The sequence below is a fragment of the Oleiphilus sp. HI0061 genome, assembly GCF_001635675.1.
Window position 1 is genome coordinate 1 of the sequence record NZ_LWFE01000319.1, and the last position, 1,465, is coordinate 1,465.

General features: G+C 45.5%; 2 protein-coding genes. One reads left to right on the top strand and one right to left on the bottom strand.

Going from position 1 to position 1,465, the window contains the following annotated elements:
• The coding region (locus A3735_RS04110) for a DUF3422 domain-containing protein (RefSeq protein ID WP_156499394.1) at nucleotides 1-754 on the top strand (754 nt) is incomplete at its 5' end.
• 109 nt (nucleotides 755-863) lie between these two features.
• Here A3735_RS04110 and A3735_RS04115 read toward each other — a convergent pair.
• Nucleotides 864-1,322: a SufE family protein gene (locus A3735_RS04115; protein WP_068513150.1), complete on the bottom strand. Its 459-nt coding sequence runs from the start codon at nucleotides 1,320-1,322 to the stop codon at nucleotides 864-866.
• Nucleotides 1,323-1,465: the final 143 nt, after the last annotated feature.

The window sequence follows — 1,465 nt, forward strand, 5'->3', positions numbered from 1 at the left end:
GAATCCTTGTCAGACCGGCCGCTTGGTGCGTCGAATATTGGAGTTGGAAACCTATCGAATGATGGCTTTGTTGTCGTTTCCGATTGCTAAGCAGACAGGGCCGAATATTCATCTAATGAACTTGAATCTGGCTGAGATCATTCAGAATATCACTGAGATTAAAAACCTTGATGACGAACGTCGTTTGATGGGAGCGTTGACCCACTTATCTGCGCAGATTGAACAGACAATATCGGAAACAAATTATCGCTTCTCAGCGACTGAAGCATACTACCATTTAGCGATGAGCAGGCTCGAAGAGTTAAAGGAAAGCGAGGTTTGCGGCTTACAGACACTGAGTGAGTTTCTAAGTCGTCGTTTAACGCCAGCTTACTTAACATGTGAAACCATAGAGAAAGATTTGGATGACTTGTCGCGCAGAATTGATAGAGCCAGTGAATTACTGCGAACGCGCATGAACCTCACAATAGAATCGCAGAACCAGAATTTACTGCAGTCCATGAACCGCCGTGGCAAGCTGCAGCTGCGTATGCAACAGGCTGTTGAAGGCTTATCTGTAGCAGCGATCAGTTATTATCTGGTTGGCTTGGTGAAGTACGTCGCAGAGTCTGCAAAATCAGGCGGCTTAATCGAAAGCAGCACGCTGGTTACCGGTATTTCAGTACCTTTTGCTATTGGTTTTGTGATGTTTGGTTTGGGACGAATGAAACGCAAGCTACATAAGGAAAATGAGAAACTGAAGGGAAATAATTAAATGGCTCTTAACCGAGTAGACCGTAGGCAGAGCCTTCCACGGCTCGCTGGCGGGTTAGCACGGAGAGTCCATATAAGGGGTGGAACCCTCTGCTTACGTTCGTTAAAAACTAAAAATTTCCAGCGATATTCTTCATGCGTTCAAGCATAGAGCGCAAGCCATTGCCTCGGGTTGGGCTGATATGACGCATCAGATCCATGTCATTGAATATTGCTTCAACATCTTTAGCGACGATTTCGGCAGGTGAGCGTGCATTAAGTGTCGCCAGTACAACAGAGGCAAGGCCTTTGACGATAATGGCGTCGCTCTCAATTAAAAAGAAAAGCTTGTTGCTGGCTTCGTCAAAGTAGTGAACAAGCCAGACTTGGCTTTGGCAGCCATGGACCAGGTTTAGTTCAGTCTTCTCTGCTTCAGGAAATGCCGGGAGTGATTTACCTAGGTCGATGATATATGCGTAACGTTCTTCCCAGTCATCCAGAAATTCGAAAGCCTCAAGGATATCGGCATCCGTAGTTTCGGTACCAAAAGGGTTGTTTTTAAACATGTCTGGATTAGCAGCTTGACTCATTAATACGACCTAAAGTGATAAACGATGATTCCGAGGGCGGGATTATATCATACAGATCGAGGCTTTCTTAAGGGGTGATTTTACCCTGTTAACATGCTGTATGTAGGTCGGGCTTTAGCCCGACAATGCAGGAACTTGGTATT